This window comes from Desulfovibrio mangrovi (genome assembly GCF_026230175.1).
GTDB lineage: Bacteria > Desulfobacterota > Desulfovibrionia > Desulfovibrionales > Desulfovibrionaceae > Halodesulfovibrio > Halodesulfovibrio mangrovi.
Window position 1 is genome coordinate 831957 of sequence record NZ_CP104208.1, and the last position, 14470, is coordinate 846426.

Annotated in this window: 15 protein-coding genes; 6 read left to right on the top strand and 9 right to left on the bottom strand. The window is 56.6% G+C overall.

All coding sequences use genetic code 11. The features are described 5' to 3' along the window. Window positions 1–75: 75 nt before the first annotated feature. Window positions 76–642, top strand: coding sequence for a thioredoxin domain-containing protein (locus N1030_RS03775; protein WP_265827775.1), 567 nt, complete (start codon window positions 76–78; stop codon window positions 640–642). On the opposite strand, the gene N1030_RS03780 is transcribed toward N1030_RS03775, so the two are convergent. Continuing rightward, window positions 639–1283, bottom strand: a complete 645-nt coding sequence (locus N1030_RS03780) for a TorD/DmsD family molecular chaperone (RefSeq protein WP_265827776.1) — start codon at window positions 1281–1283, stop codon at window positions 639–641. The two genes, N1030_RS03775 and N1030_RS03780, sit on opposite strands and share 4 nt — an antisense overlap. Before the next feature lie 32 nt (window positions 1284–1315). On the opposite strand from N1030_RS03780, the gene N1030_RS17665 reads away from it, so the two are divergent. Then, window positions 1316–1783 carry a metal-sensitive transcriptional regulator gene (locus tag N1030_RS17665; protein ID WP_338033322.1) on the top strand — a complete coding sequence of 156 codons (468 nt, stop codon included), beginning with the start codon at window positions 1316–1318 and terminating at the stop codon, window positions 1781–1783. 88 nt (window positions 1784–1871) lie between these two features. Here the strand turns inward: N1030_RS17665 and N1030_RS03790 are convergent, their stop codons facing one another. The 8 genes from N1030_RS03790 to N1030_RS03825 all read right to left on the bottom strand — a co-directional run bounded on the left by N1030_RS03790 (window position 1872) and on the right by N1030_RS03825 (window position 9541). Next, the gene (locus N1030_RS03790) at window positions 1872–2663 is read right to left on the bottom strand and encodes an HAD family hydrolase (RefSeq protein WP_265827778.1); all 792 of its coding nucleotides are present in this window, start codon (window positions 2661–2663) and stop codon (window positions 1872–1874) included. Window positions 2664–2737: 74 nt separating this feature from the next. Beyond that, window positions 2738–3535 carry a phosphonate ABC transporter, permease protein PhnE gene (phnE, locus tag N1030_RS03795; protein ID WP_265827779.1) on the bottom strand — a complete coding sequence of 266 codons (798 nt, stop codon included), beginning with the start codon at window positions 3533–3535 and terminating at the stop codon, window positions 2738–2740. Next, on the bottom strand, window positions 3528–4316 hold the full coding sequence (gene phnE / locus N1030_RS03800) for a phosphonate ABC transporter, permease protein PhnE (protein WP_265827780.1): 789 nt from the start codon (window positions 4314–4316) through the stop codon (window positions 3528–3530). The genes phnE (N1030_RS03795) and phnE (N1030_RS03800) overlap by 8 nt, the downstream gene beginning before the upstream one ends. Continuing rightward, on the bottom strand, window positions 4313–5113 hold the full coding sequence (phnC, locus tag N1030_RS03805; protein WP_420842821.1) for a phosphonate ABC transporter ATP-binding protein: 801 nt from the start codon (window positions 5111–5113) through the stop codon (window positions 4313–4315). The genes phnE (N1030_RS03800) and phnC overlap by 4 nt, the downstream gene beginning before the upstream one ends. A gap of 21 nt (window positions 5114–5134) precedes the next feature. Next, window positions 5135–6133, bottom strand: coding sequence for a phosphate/phosphite/phosphonate ABC transporter substrate-binding protein (gene phnD, locus N1030_RS03810; RefSeq protein ID WP_265827781.1), 999 nt, complete (start codon window positions 6131–6133; stop codon window positions 5135–5137). Window positions 6134–6836: 703 nt separating this feature from the next. Then, a complete protein-coding gene (locus tag N1030_RS03815; RefSeq protein ID WP_265827782.1) occupies window positions 6837–7244 on the bottom strand; it encodes an ATP-binding protein in 408 nt (135 codons plus the stop codon). Window positions 7245–7247: 3 nt separating this feature from the next. Continuing rightward, window positions 7248–7586 carry an STAS domain-containing protein gene (locus N1030_RS03820; protein WP_265827783.1) on the bottom strand — a complete coding sequence of 113 codons (339 nt, stop codon included), beginning with the start codon at window positions 7584–7586 and terminating at the stop codon, window positions 7248–7250. Window positions 7587–7597: 11 nt separating this feature from the next. Further along, entirely contained in the window at window positions 7598–9541 is a 1944-nt protein-coding gene (locus tag N1030_RS03825) for a SpoIIE family protein phosphatase (protein ID WP_265827784.1), read from the bottom strand. A 263-nt stretch (window positions 9542–9804) separates the two neighbouring features. Between N1030_RS03825 and N1030_RS03830 the strand changes: the two genes are divergently transcribed. Genes N1030_RS03830 through N1030_RS03845 form a run of 4 tightly spaced genes read left to right on the top strand, consistent with a single transcriptional unit; the run spans window position 9805 to window position 14465 of the window. Next, the gene (locus N1030_RS03830; protein WP_265827785.1) at window positions 9805–11106 is read left to right on the top strand and encodes a hypothetical protein; all 1302 of its coding nucleotides are present in this window, start codon (window positions 9805–9807) and stop codon (window positions 11104–11106) included. Next, window positions 11093–12211 (top strand): histidinol-phosphate transaminase, encoded by a 1119-nt coding sequence (gene hisC / locus N1030_RS03835; RefSeq protein ID WP_265827786.1) that lies wholly within the window; start codon window positions 11093–11095, stop codon window positions 12209–12211. The genes N1030_RS03830 and hisC overlap by 14 nt, the downstream gene beginning before the upstream one ends. A gap of 60 nt (window positions 12212–12271) precedes the next feature. After that, on the top strand, window positions 12272–13069 hold the full coding sequence (locus tag N1030_RS03840) for a ThiF family adenylyltransferase (RefSeq protein ID WP_265827787.1): 798 nt from the start codon (window positions 12272–12274) through the stop codon (window positions 13067–13069). A gap of 28 nt (window positions 13070–13097) precedes the next feature. Continuing rightward, window positions 13098–14465 (top strand): MATE family efflux transporter, encoded by a 1368-nt coding sequence (locus tag N1030_RS03845; RefSeq protein WP_265827788.1) that lies wholly within the window; start codon window positions 13098–13100, stop codon window positions 14463–14465. Window positions 14466–14470: the final 5 nt, after the last annotated feature.

Sequence of the window (14470 nt, forward strand, 5' to 3'; positions counted from 1 at the left end):
ACGCGCAGCGCGGTAGCGGCACGCCAGTTGGCGCGCGCAGGATTCACTCAAATTTTCAGGTACCCGCAAGGCTACATGGGATGGCTTGAGGTGCATCCCGAGGTCGTAAGAAAGACCGCCCACTCTCTCGCAGAAGGATCTCATATTCAGGATGTACGTCTTGCCGTTCTCGGCGGCGATGCGGATCGCCGGTATCTGGGGCTGCCTGATGGCGCTACACATATGACTTATTCCGCCATTGCTTCCAGATTCATTCTCGTCCAGTTTTTTAATTGTCTTTGTGCCGAATGCCTCAGGGATATCAGCGAGATGGACGCCTTGCGTGCGGAGCTTGAACTGGTGGGTACAGACAAGGCTGAAAACGCATCAGAGTCGATTCGTTTTATCGGGATCGCGGTGCATGACGAGGCGCGGAGAGTGGCGGCGTTTCGCAGAGAGCAGAAGACTGGCTTTCCTCTGTTCGTCGACAGAAGCGGAGGCATACTTGAAAGCATGGGGCTGGGAGTGCCACCCGCAGTGTGTCTGCTTGAGCGCATGCCGGAAGGAGTGGTGCTGCAGGCTATGGCCCGTAACTCCCTTCAGGAGAGAAGGGAGTTCATGGCAATGCTGCGCAAGCGCTTCGGAAGAACGATGAAGGATTAGGCGGCGATATGTCTGAGCAGGGCTGTCAGTATAGTCGCAGTGCCTGAGAAGAAGCCGCTGCCGTCGTGTCTGGACAGTCGGCAGGCGAGTTCCTGCGTCCACGGAAGCATCTCGTTTCTGACAAATTCCGTTGCATGGTCGCGTGCGATCTTATCGTCGTCGCGCCACCCTGTGGAAAGGAGAAAGTAGAGATATTCCAGCTGGATTGAGATGTGATCCGGAGGTTCGTTGCTTCCGCCTGCAGGTTCAAGTCCCGCTTCGGCAAGACGTTCGTGCATGCTTATGGCCGGAGCCGCCATAACCTGTCTCTGTTCTTCGTAACAGGAGGCATAGAGCGGTGCCGGAATGCCATCATGGTTGGAGACGAACAGCCGGACGTATTCCGTGGCGCAACGTTCGCAGAATGCTGTGCGGTCATCTGAGTGGCTGTCACAGAGTTGTTCCAAAGAGGCTATGCCTTCACACAGGTCTGCAAGAGCACCCTTGTCTGCCTTGTACAAGGGGTGCAGGTCCGCGAGGCCGTCTTCACACAGGGTCAGGCAGTCGTTTGTAGACATGCCCCTGAACACGGCGGTTGCGAGTTCGATGGTACACAGGAGGAACAAGCGTGATGTCTCATCGGAAAACATGGAGTCGTTCATCAATACCTCTTGCAAAAGTGACCAGAAGGCGTGTGGATCAACGCCATTCCGGGGTGGCAAAGCATGAAGAGACAGAGCCGGAAGAAGCGGCAGGCGTACCGCATTGTCCCCCATGTGCCGCCGGGCAGTCTCTGGCCGCGGAAGCGGGGGAGACCGTCTTGGCTGCGGGAGTGGGACAGGGCTTTGACTCCTCTGCTGATACCGGAACTATCATGGACCGGATGGATAGGGAACAGGAACGGCTCAGAAAAAATGTTCTCGCTCGTATGCGCCGGATTGAAGGGCAGATTCGGGGCATTCAGCGAATGATCGAAAACGGCGAGGAATGCGGTGACATTCTCATGCAGGTGCGCGCTGCCCGTTCGGCGCTGCATGCTGCCAGCAAGCAGGTCATGAAGCGGTATATGGTCCGCTGCCATCTGGATGCCATACAGAACTGCGAGAACCCTGATGAGCCTATCGAAAAGATGATAGATCTGCTGACGGGGTATCTGGACTGAGAATACAAGCAAGGGGCGCCGGAATACGGCGCCCCTTTTCTGTTCGTCTGTCCTGGCTGAGTCGGCAGGTATGCTCCGGCTGGGATTATTAGCTGCCGATGAGAAAGTCCGCCAGTTCGGCAAAGCCGGAACCGCCGCGCCCTGTGGTGATCCATGTGGGGGCAGCCTCCAGTTCATCCCGGAAATCCAGCACGTTGGCGACTCCAACGGAGTGCGGGAAGTAGCCGAACATGGGGGCGTCATTGGGCGAGTCGCCTGAAAAAACGACCTGCTCGCGGATGTCTGCCAGCTCAAGGCCGAACTGTTCACGGAACAGGATTTCGGTCATGGAAAGCTTGTCGTAGTCACCGAACCAGCCGTTCACATGAATGGAACTGATCTTTGCATGTGCACCGGCTTCTTCGAAGATGCGTTTGATGGCGAGAATGTCTTCCTTGGGCAGCGGCGGCACGTCTTCGCAGAAATCCACGGCCAGATCTGCCTCACGGAAGGGCTGGTCAGCGGAAATGGCTGCCCCGGGCACTGCCTGCAGGATGGTCTTGCGCAGCGTTGCCAGCTTTTGACGATCCTCCGCACGTTCCACATCTGTTTTGCAGTAGCGGCGGATCATGCGGCGGCCTTGGGTATCGTACAGATAGAAGAAGGCCCCGTTTTCGCCGACAACTCCATCAACGGGCCACATGCGGGCGATCTGGTCGCACCAGCCCGCAGGACGTCCGGTAATGGGAATGACCTTGAGGCCGTGCCCCTGCAGGCGTTCCATGGCCTGATAGGCATCAGCGCGCAGGCGTCCTTCCGAGGTAAGCGTGTCGTCTATGTCGGTGAGCACAAAGCGGATTGCCTTGCGGGCTGATTCCGGCATTTCCTTCAGTGGGCGCATAATGACTCCGGTATGGAAAACGGGCGTAACCGATTTCGGAAACGCCCGTTTAATGGTGTAGTTATTGTGACGGTCTAGATTATCTTCTGGCGAATCTTGGTGACGAGCACTTCCGCGATGATGACTACTGTGAAAATGCACAGCAGAATCAGCGAAACCTGCTGCCAGCGGAACAGGTTGAGCGCCGTATCAAGGGCTACGCCGATGCCGCCTGCGCCTACAAGGCCGATAACCGATGACTCGCGGACGTTGATGTCCCAGCGGAACAGGGCAATGCCCCAGAATGCCGGGGCAACCTGAGGCCAGTACCCCTTGATCAGGATGCTGGGCCAGGGAGCGCCTGCGGCCTTGAGCGCCTCAATGGGGCCTTCGTTCACTTCTTCAAGCGCTTCAGCCAGCAGCTTGCCGCAGAAACCGATGGAGCGGAAGCCGATGGCAATGGTGCCCGCAAGAGCACCGGGGCCGAAGATGGCAACGAAGAGAATGGCCCATACCAGTGAGTTGACGGTACGGGAAGACACCAGGATGAATGTCCCGAACCAGTTCAGGACAGGGATCTTGGTGATGTTCTTTGCGGCCATGAGGCCAACGGGCACAGCCATGAAAAGGGACAGGACCGTTCCCAGTGTCGCAATGTTCAGTGTTTCCACCAGTGCCTGATGGATGCCTTCGCTATGATAGGCTGCATAATCCACCGGCCACATGCGCGCAAAGAGGTCCTGCAGCTGTTCGGGAGCGTCGTAAAGAAACTCGGGAATAATCTCAACGGTCTTCAGCGAGACAACGAAGAGCGATACGGCCCCGAGATAGACGGCGAACCGGGCAAGCTTTTGCGCCGGTGTGAATCGTTCCCAGGTTGCATTATCAGTCATTGAAGATCGCCTTTATTTTCAGAGAGATGTATTCGCTGACCATGATCAGGGCTATGATGGCGATGAGAATGGCCGCCAAAAAGTCGTAATCGAAACGCTGGAATGCAGCGAAGAGCGTGCCGCCGATACCGCCGGCACCAACGATTCCGACCATGGTCGAGTTGCGCAGGTTTGCGTCGAACTGGTAGGTGGCAAAGCCGATGAAGCGGTTGAACACCTGAGGCAGTACGCCGAAAACGAGTACGCTCATGAATGGTGCACCGGCAGCCTTCATGGCTTCCACGGGCTTGAGGGATATTTCTTCAATGGCTTCGCAGAAGAGTTTTCCGATGAAGCCGATGGAAAGGAATATCAGGGTCAAAATACCTGCCAGAGGACCAAAGCCTACAGCTTTAACAAACAGGATGGCGAAGATGACCGGGTGAAACGAACGGCAGATCGCAATGAGCGTTCTGGCCGGCCAGGTCATCCATTCAGGCATCAGGTTGCGCGCTCCGCAAAGCCCTATGGGCAGCGAGGCCGCAATGCCGAAAGCAGAGGCAATGACTGCAATCTCAACGGTTTCAATCAGGTTGCTGACCAGCAACCGCCAGCGGTCAAAGTTGGGCGGAACCATTTCGCCCAGAAACTTTGCGCCGTTCGCCAAACCTTCGATAAACCGTGCCCAGGTGAAATCAAGGGAGCTACCGGCGTACACACAGTATGCCAGCACTCCGAGCCACCCCAGCCTTGCCAGCCAGTTGGGCTTGAAAGGCGTTCTGGTTTCGGTTCGGGTTGTCATGCCAGCCAATCCTCCCCGCCGTAAATCTCCTTGAGATGATCGGTGGTCAGTTCCGCGGGGGTGCCGTCAAAGACGATGTGGCCCTTGGACATGCCGATGATTCTGTCACAGAAGCGCTGGGCAAGGTTTACGTCATGGATGTTGATGAGAACGGGGATGTGCTGGGTGCTGGAAACCTGCTTCAGGAGTTCCATGATTTCCACAGAGGTCTTGGGGTCGAGCGAGCTGGTGGGCTCATCCGCCATGATGATGTCAGGGCTCTGCATCATTGCGCGGGCAATGCCCACACGCTGGCGCTGACCACCGGAAAGGCTGTCTGCGCGTTGGGTGGCAAAGTCTCCCAGACCGACCTGGTCGATGAGTTCGAAGGCGCGGTTGATGTCTGCCTGAGGGAACTTGCGCAGCCATGCGCGCCATGAGGGAATGTAGCCCAGCCTGCCGCAAAGCACGTTTTCGATCACGGACAGGCGTTCAACAAGGTTGAACTCCTGAAACACCATGCCGATATGACGACGTGCAAGGCGCAGACTGGTGCCGTTAAGAGACGTGATGTCCTTGCCGGCAACGGTGATGCGTCCGCTGGTGGGTTCGATGAGACGGTTGATGCAGCGGAGCAGGGTGCTTTTGCCCGTACCGGAGGGACCAATGATCCCTACAGTCGTTTCCCCATGCACTTCAAAGGTCAATCCCTTAAGAATGAGGTTGCCCTTGGTGTAAGCCTTTTCCAGATTTTCCACAAAAAGGGAACGGGGGCTGGCCCCGTTCCCGTTATGGTTCTTGTTTATTGCGTGAGACACTATTTCTCCAATACCCGATTATTACTTCTTTGCTTTGGCGGCTTCTTTTTCAGCCATCTGCTTCAGGCCTTCAGCATTGTAGCTGGTGCCGGTGGCTTCAGCGATGTCACGAATAACCTGCCAGTCCTTCTGGAAGGTGATGGGGTAGAAGCGGTCGGCACCCTTGAAGGTTTCCTGCATGGTGGCGGGGAAACGGTAGGAACGGAAAGCTTCTTCGATCTTTTCGGCCAGAGGTGCACAAAGCTGGTTGGAGTAACCGAAGGAAGAAGTGGGGAACTTGGGGCTGCGGTAGATGATGCGCAGGTCGTCGCCATTGATGCGGCCGGCGGCAACCATACGGTCGTATACGTCGGAGGCAACGGGGGCGGCATCGTAGTCGCCATGAGCTACGCCCATGACGGACTGGTCATGCTTGCCGGAATACACAACGGTGTAGTCCTGATCGGGAACGATGCCCAGCTTGGGGAAGAGTGCGCGGGGCGCAAGGTTGCCGGAGTTGGAAGAAGCGGAGGTGTGGGCCACTTTCTTACCCTTCAGGTCTTCCATGGTCTTGATGGGGCTGTCCTTCTTGGTGACAACGATCAGGTTGTAGCCCTGCATGTCGTCGGCATAGCCCTTGACGGCGATCGGAACGTAACCGGCGAGGTTAACGGCGAAGCCGGTGGGGCCGGTGGAGAAGCCTGCAATGTGCAGACGGCCGGAACGCATGGCTTCCACTTCGGCAGCGTTGGACTGCACGGTGTAGTAAATAACGCGCTTGCCGGTAGCCTTTTCAAGGTATGCCTGGAAGTCGGCAAAGGCATCCTTGTAAACGGCGGGATCTTCAACGGGGGTGTAGGTGAACACCAGCGTGCTGGGATCCTTGCACATGTTTGCAGGGGCGAGGTCGGCAACAAGGTCGCCGTTGGCATCGCAGTACATGGAATCGAGCTGGCCACGGTTCGGGCAGTCATCAGCAAAAGCAGGAATGGCGGTCAGAGCGAACGCCAACACCAGGAACAGTAAACACCTCTTCAACATAAGCTGACTCCTCAAATTGGGTTTGATTGCGTCCGGCAAGACAGCCGGACTGTGCGCGAGCTCGCTCAATCTATAAATCATACCCCAACATGAGCGAGCTTTCACGTTAATCTACGGTACTTGTAACATAATCGAAGCGGTTATGGTCACGTCTTATGAAAAACTTTTTCAATATTTTCGCAAAAGATGATTATGTTTTCGAATGTGAACATATTCGTGTTGTGGCGAAGGTGTGGAGTTTGTTTGTGTATAGTAGTAAAATAGTTTGGTTTATTTTCCTTTGTGTTGCAGGTGTGGTGCGTGTGGAGGGGTGTTGGGTTGTGTTGCAACGCAAGTAGCATATGTAGAAAAGTGAAAACGGATCAGGCTGAGTGAAGGCGTTTTTGGGTCATGTACGGTTATTTCGACGACGCTTGTCACTGGAAGGGGTGGTGAAAATGTAGAGAAGGGGCCGGTTAGTACACCATACTGCGACAAGGCGGTAAGACGGTGTGCCTTTGCTTTGAACACCTTGTTTTTGCGAGTCTTTTGAGAAGTGCTTCCGGCGGGGCTGGATCAACCATTTGCAGGTTCAGTGGAGAGTGGGCGTTGCGGAGGGCTCTCAATGGGTAAGCCAGCACCTCAAGGGGAGGCATCTGCCGATGCCAACGTAATCGTCAGTTCATGTTTCGGTTTTTCAGTAATGACGGTTTGGGCAAGGAATTCAGGCGCGCTCCTCCATGAGGATTTCGACAATGTTTTTTCCTGCCTCGCGTTTGTATGAAAGGTGCCTCGCAAGGCGGCGGATGAGCATGATGCCCAGACCTCCGACCATTCTGTCTTCCATGGGCGACGTTGTATCCGGTTCTTCCGCTTCGAGAAGATTGAACGGCTTACCCCGGTCTTCAATGCGGATGCGGATTTCTCCTGACGTGGCCTTGAGTTCAACGAAGACAGGCCCGCCGCCTTCTCCGTAAGCATGATGGAAGATGTTCGTGAGAATCTCTTCCAGAACGAGTTGCAGGTTGAGTATTCCTTTTGGGGAAAAGCCTGCAGCTTCGGCTTCGTGCGATGCGGCTTCCTGAAATACCCGCAGACTCTCGATTACTGCCGGCAGCTCTATGGATAGCATGGTTCAGTCTCCAAGGTGCGCCAGTGCGTCCTGTCGCGTTTCCAGAACGGTAAACATGGTGCTGAAGCCGGATACGTCGAACACGTCCTTGACCATGCCGCCAAGCCCGAACAGGGCCAGAGCACCCGACTTGCCTGCAACCATCTTTCCGCCCATGAGGATGCTGCGTAGTCCTGCGCTGGAGATGTATTCAAGACCGGAAAAATCAACGGCAATTTTCACGGTTCCCTCACGCAGCAGGGCGTCGATGGCTGCCTGGTATTCTCCTGCGTTTACTGCGTCCATCCTGCCTTGCAGATTGATGACTGCAAGCCCGTTTTCGATGATTGTGGATATGTTCATGGTTCCTCTCTTTATGATTTGCCGGATGTTTTTGTTCGTCCGTGCCAATGCAGGGCCAGAAGTGTGATGTCGTCGGACTGAGGACATTCCTGTGCATGAGCATGCAGGGCCACGGAAATGTGTTCAGTAAGAGCCTGAGCGGACATGCCCTTGTATTCGGACGCTGCCACGCGCAGACGATCCGCCGAGTACAGCTCGCCGTCTGGCGACATGGCCTCCGTCACGCCGTCGGTATAGAGCAGGAGCCTGTCGTCCGGGGCCAGTGTCATTTGGCGGCACTGGTATGGGGCACCGGACATGGCGCCAAGCACCAGACCGGGCGGCATGTCCAGGGCGGTGACGGGAGCGCCTGCCCGCAGAAGGAGCGGAGCGTCGTGCCCCGCGTTGGAGTAAGTGAACTCACCTGTTTGCAGGTTCAGCAGGCCGCAGAACAGCGTGACGAACATGCAGTTGTCGTTGTCTGAGGCCAGTTCCTCGTTGACGCGTTGCAGGATCGCAGCGGGGTCACGCTCGTGTTCCGCAATGCCCTTCATGAGGGTCTTGGTGACGGCCATGAACAGGGCGGCAGGTACTCCCTTGTCGGAGACGTCGCCAACGGACACAAACAGGAACCGGTCGTCGAGGAGGAAAAAGTCGTACAGGTCGCCGCCGACCTCGCGCGCGGGCGTCAGGGTGGCGAAAATGTCAAATTCCTCTCTGTCCGGGAAGGGAGGAAACCGTTTGGGCAGGAAGCTCATCTGGATGTTGCGGGCGATCTTGAGTTCGCTTTCGATCCGCTCCTTGGCTGCCGTGGTATTGGTGAGGTCGGCTATGTAATCCTTGAGTGCCGTGCGCATTTCGTCGAAGGAGGTCGTGAGTCTGCCTATTTCATCCATGCGTGCGGCAGGCGGCAGTGCTATGTCCAAATGGCCTTGTGCGATTTCAACAGCGTTGCCGGAAAGTATGCGCAACGGGCGCGTAGCGTTATGCGCTACTACCCACACCAGAACGGAGATGCCTAAAATGCCTGCAAGCGCCAGAGCGGCAACGGTAACGCTCTGGCTCTGGAGGCTGCTGAACAGTTCATCCTGCGGAATGACAAGTCCGAGGCTCCACCCGACAGTTTTGAGCGGGGTATAGATGACCTCAACAGGCTTCTGGAGGTTGGGAACTACGAGGGGCATGACGCCTGTCTTGCCTTCCGTCATCCTGTATCCCAGCGTGGTGAGCTGAGGGATGTCGGTCTCGACAGCCAGTTCGTAAATGGACTGGTCCGCTTTCATGATGAGCCGCTTGTCCGGATGGACCACGAAGAAGCCGTTCTGGGTGAGGATGAAGGCGTGCCCGCTTTCATAAATATGAATATCGCTGACGAGCTTTTGCAGCCAGTCAATGGCGATGTCCGCGGTGATGACGGCATAGAACTCCTTCCTGCCGTTGCGCTCGCGGTAAACGGGGACGGAAAAGGTCGTCATCATGACGTTGCCTCCGCCCTCGTCAAAATAGGGCTCGCTCCAGATGGCCTTGCCTGCCTGACGTGGGAGCCTGAACCAATCCTGATACCAGTACTGGTAGTTGTCGTTGGCGAGTTGCACCATGCGGAGTCCGTCTGTGCTACGGTAGCAGTATGGAGCATAGTACTTGCCTGCAGCCGGTACGGCATTCGGGGCGAAGGCTATTGTCGAACCATAGATGTCGGGGGTTGAGGCGACAAACTCCCTGAGTAAGGTTTCGACCTCTTCCGAAGTCATGTCCTGATCAACCAGCCTGACGGCAAGAAAGCGCGGAACCTGTTCGACCCGCTGCAGCACGCGTTCGATTCTGCCTACGGTGCCGGTGGCGAGGTTGAAAGCATTCTCCCGGGTGAGCTCAAGAATGGAGCGCTCTGTGCGGATGTAATTGTAGCCGAACGTACATAGAAAAACCGTCCCCGTTGTAATGAGGATGTATAGCGTCAGGCGCGCTGTGAAGCTCATGCGGGACACGGCTGCTCCTTGGTACTTGGGCGGTGTGGAAGCCGAAAGTGTTTTCCGGCGACGGGGGGCCTGTAGATATCCATACAATTTTTCAAGCGATCCGTCGATACGGTACGTTGTTCATGTTATCTATCGCATGAATGCTCTCTTTCTTGTCTTAAACATGCGGGTTGCCGGTGCTGTAATAAGCAGGAGAATTACAATCAATTCTTGAGTTGCCGCCCAAGCTCACGTAAGCATTATGGAAAAAAGCAGGTTATGTCATGCATGGACCCGATAGACCCGTTTCGTTGCGGCTGCATGCCCATGCCGGTCTGATTCCCCTTCTACAGGCTGTCGTCGAACAGGGGGCCGGCGCATTCGGTTTGGAATACGACAAGACTCTCAGGCTGACCATGGCAGCTGAGGAGTTGTTGTCTCATCTGGTGGAAACGGCTCCCGGAACCGAAATCAACCTTACGTTGGAACCCGGGGGCTGGTGCGTGCGGGCTGACATGGCGTTTGTGTCGGACCCTTCGGAGCTTTGGGCCATGAATCTGGTTGCCGGAGAAGACGTGGGAGGCGACAGGGATATGGCCCGGCTGGGGCTCCTGCTGGCTTCGCGTATGGTGGATGATTTTACCGTACGTCTTGAAGGCAGGGTCGTTCATCTGGCGCTGCATCAGAACCGCAATTATCCCGTTATTGAGGCGGGGCAGGGAAGACGCGTTCCGGCCAGAGGAACAGTAACCGTGGTGGAAAACCCGGAACCGGCCCTCATAAAGGAGGCCTGTGCTCGGGCCTGCGGTCTGTATCCTTTGCATTCGGTGCACCCTGCCTTCTCAACCCCCGGCAAGGTGGTGGACATGGCGGCGCGTGGCGATCTGGTCACGGTAGTGGCTGTGGACGAGACCAGTGCGCCTGTGGGCTTGCTGTGCCGCCGCAGTCCTTCAGAAAAAAGCGTTGCTTTCTACGGCCCATACTTATTGGCCGAGGGAGGGAGCGTTGCCGAAGTGCTGGAGGACCATCTTCTGCATTCCGTGGCTCGCACCGGTGCGGTGGGCCTGTTCAGTGACTTGGCCACGGATGACCTGACAATCCGTAATTATGAGTCGCTGGGGCGGCTTCACTATCTTGGCCCAGACGGGGAAATGGCGGAGCGCGATGTCTGGTACCGGCATCTTCGTGAAGATATGGGGACGACTGTCTGGGCGCATCCACGCATGGTACCTTTCATTGAGGAAGCCTGCGAACGGCTTGTTCTCATGCGCGATGTACGGCAGACCGACGGCGTTGGTGAAACCCTTCCCGCACGGTCCGTGTTTTCTTCAAGGCTGCGCCCTGATCTGCACGAGGCTACGCTTACCCCCATGGTGACAGGGGCCGACGTTGCGGAAGCCGTGGCCCGGCATGTTGAGGTGTTGCGGCGTGAGGACTATCGCATCATATCTTTCCGGCTGGATCTGGCTTACGGCCGTGAGGCTGCAGTGGGCGGTGCGCTGATGGACAACGGTTTCGTCCCCAGACTGTTGCTCCCCTATGCAGGAAAATCAGACGTGGTGGTGTTCCAGCATGTCGCGTCCTGATTTCCGGCAACTTGTCCCGGCATACGTCCAGTCCTTCGAGGCGTACTACCCGAGCAGGCCTGATCCCGAGCTCATGCGGATGTACGGCGTGGACCACCTGCACAGGCTGAACAACAACGAAAACGCGATGGGGCCACCGCCGGAAGTGCATGAAATCGTTTCCGGATTTCCGCCGGATAACGTTCCGGTGTATCCCAATGGCGACAGTTTCTACCTGCGGCTCAAGCTTGCCGAGAAGTTCGGCAAGAGCGATGACCAGTTCCTTGTGGGCAACGGTTCCTGCGAAGTTATAAGCAGCGTCATCAAGGCCTTCTGCGAAGAAGGGGACAACATTGTCACGGCGGACAAGACCTTTGCCGTGTATGAGTGGGTGGCGGAATTTTCCGGCATCCGCGCGCAACTCATCCCGTTGAAGGATAACGGGTTCGACCCCGAAGGCATGCTTGCCGCCATGGATGAACGCACCAAGATTCTGTTCGTCTGCAATCCCAACAATCCCACGGGCACCTACTGGAGCAGGGAAACCATGATCCGTTTTCTGGACGCGGTGAACGGGCGTGCCGTGGTGGTCATGGACGAAGCCTATTTCGAATACGTGGAGCGGGATGATTATCCCGACGGTATGGAGTTGCTGGAGACCTATCCCAACCTCATCGTATTCCGTACCTTCTCCAAGATGTATGCGTTGGCGGCGCTGCGGATCGGCTATTTGTGCGGTTCGCCTGAAATTGTGGACGTGGTGCGGCGTACTCACGTTGTCTATTCCGTTAACACGCTTGCCCAGAGGGCCGCTGCGGCTGCGCTTTCCAATGACGGTTCATTCATTCAGGCCACGAGGCAGACAGTGCGCGAGGCGAAGGAATTGCTTTGCCCGATGTTTGACGAGTTGGGGTTGGAATACCTTTGCAATGAGGGCAACTATGCGATGGTCAAGGTGCCCATGTCGGATACGCTCATGTACCGGAAGCTGATGAAGAAAGGGGTTATGGTGCGGACCATGACCGGTTTCCGCTTCCCGAACTGGATTCGCGTCAGTCTTGTCGGGCGGCCGGTGATGGAAGATTTCTGCCAGGCTTTCCGTGAAGTGCTGGGCCATGGCCGATGATGCCTTTGGGCGTCGTTGATCCATCGCTCCGGTCTGTGCCGCTTATCAGGAGAACAAACCATGTTGCATGACTTTCTGCATCGGGCACGGCCCATATTTACCGAAGAAGGGCTTGCGGCTCTCGGGAGAAAAACGGTTGCCTTCGCCGGTTTGGGCGGCGTGGGCGGCGGTGCATTTCTGGCCTTGGTCCGTTGTGGCGTTTCGCGTTTCCGGCTTGCTGAAAACGGAATGTTCGACCCGCCGGATATGAATAGGCAGGCTGCGGCCTTTGGAACCACGATGGGGCGTTCCAAGCTTGATGTCTATGTTGAGTTGGCTAGATCAATAAATCCGGACATCCGGTTGGAACTGTTTCCCCAAGGGATTGTTCAGGACAATTTAGAAAGTTTTCTTGATGGCGCAGACGCGTACGTGGGCGTCATTGATGTGGAAAAGGGGGCGGAGGTCAAGGCTGCAACTCCGGCGTTGCTGAAGAAGTTCAACATCCCCATGTTTACCTGCGGGGCGATCGGCTTCGGTGCGTTGCTGGTGGCGCACGAACCGGAAGGCATGATGCCGGATGAGTTCTGGAAGCTTGTAACGCAAAAATCCGGAGATGGCGGGGTGCTGCCTTCCTACTTGAGCAGCTTCTTCGATAGTGCGGTCATGGAGCGTATTGGTGAAGGTTTTGCGGCAGGAATTCTTCCGACCACAGCCATCGGCGGTCTGGCGAGCAACACTCTGCTGGCCTGCGAAGTGCTCGCGTACTTGCTGCAGGACGATGGGCCGGAAGTGCGCAAGCCGGTGTTCGCTCCCCGATTCACGGCGGTGGACTTTCTCGGGCTGCAAATGGTTGTGGGCGATGTGACGCGGGACTGAGGTTGCACTACAACATGGCGGAAAGCATATGACCAGAAACGGCGTGGACATGGGAGAGGGCAAAGTGCTCTCTGTGCTTCTCAGGCTTGGCGGACCGGCCATGGCGTCCATGTTTTTCCAGAATTTGTATGCATTGGTCGACACCGCCTTCGTAGCTCGGTTAGGCACGGTTCCTCTGGCGGCCATGGCGTTGGCCGTTCCGATACTGTATCTTTCCATTGCGCTCTGCAAGGGGCTTGCCGTGGGAGCTACGGCGCTCATGAGCCATGCCCGTGGCGCAGGCGATCCATCAAAAGCGGCAGGTGTCGCAACCGCCGCGTTACCCTTGGCGCTGCTTGTGCTGTGTCCCTTCTGTCTGTTGGCCTTTCCTGTTGTTAATCAGCCGATTTTTGCCCTGTTCGGTGCAGAGGGAGACGTGGTGGCAGAGGCAGACCGCTATGTGTTCTGGGTGGCGTGGACGTTTCCCGTGATGGGGGCGACCATGCTCTGCGAGGGGATTCTCCTGAGCTGCGGCGATTCCAAAACCCCCATGAAGGCCATGATTGCAGGGAATGTTTTGAATATCATTCTCGACCCCTTGCTGATTTTTACCTGCGGGTTGGACGTGGCTGGCGCATCTCTGGCTTCACTCATCGGTTGGGCCTTGTCCGGGGGGCTCATGTATGGTGCCCTGCTGCGACGGGGGGGCGATCTGCCGCATATGTTCTGCAGCAAGGATTCCATGCGGCATTGGGGAGACATTCTGAAGCAGGGGGTGCCGGTGGCCGTGTCCATGCTGGTTATCCCCGTATCGCTGTCACTGTTCAATTACGTGCTGGCGGGGTTTGGCCCTGCCTATGTTGGAGCATGGGCACTCTCGGCGCGTCTTGAGCAGATGTTGTTCCTGCCTCTCTACGGGCTGACCTGTGCACTCATTCCCTTTGCCGGATTCAATATGGGCAGGGGCAATGCAGCGCGCATTCGCGAGGCTACCAGATTGTCCGTTGCTGCCTGTTATACGCTTATTCTGCCTGCTGCCGCTGTCCTCTGGATGAATGCGGAGTTCGTGGTGGGTCTTTTCAAACCCGAACCGGCGGTGTTGCAGGCTGCCGTGTTTGCCCTGCGTACGGCTATTCTCGGGTATTGGTTCGGGCCGTTCGAACTGGTTGCAGTGAGTCTCGCGCAGGGGCTTAAGCGTTCCGGCTATACGCTGTGCATCAATGCGGGCAGGGTGCTCTTTTTACGCGTACCGCTGGCCTTTTTGTTCGGCGGTTTGTGGGGCGGTACGGGCGTCTACGTCAGTCACCCCACAGCCCTGATGGTGACAGGCCTGATAAGTATCTTCCTGCTGCGTCATCTGCTTGAGCTTACAAACAGATCGTGCATGCCGTTGACTGCTTGCGAGGAAGCGGCCTGATATGG